Source organism: Ochrobactrum sp. SFR4 (assembly GCF_019730395.1).
Taxonomy (GTDB): domain Bacteria; phylum Pseudomonadota; class Alphaproteobacteria; order Rhizobiales; family Rhizobiaceae; genus Pseudochrobactrum.
Window position 1 is genome coordinate 1 of record NZ_JAAPBB010001370.1, and the last position, 236, is coordinate 236.

A 236-nucleotide genomic window follows, 5' to 3' on the forward strand; every position below is an offset into this window, starting at 1 on the left:
GAGGCTCTTGAGAATCGTATTGCCTTCTTGCCGGATCTGCCGGTCGAGATCAGCCAATTGTGCACGCAAGCCCTGCAGACGCGGATGCCCGTCCAGCAACGTGGTCGACAGATTGGCAATCTCAGCCATCAATGCACCACGGCGTTCATTGAGCTGCTGCATAATGCCTGAGGACATCACCTCCGGCAGACTATTGACCGGCACACCTTTTTTCAGTGCTGCACGAATACTTTCGG

Annotated in this window: 1 pseudogene; it reads right to left on the minus strand. The window is 55.1% G+C overall.

Annotated elements, in window-relative coordinates:
- A pseudogene (locus tag HBA93_RS23510) lies at window positions 1-236 on the minus strand (GumC family protein); the annotation flags it as partial.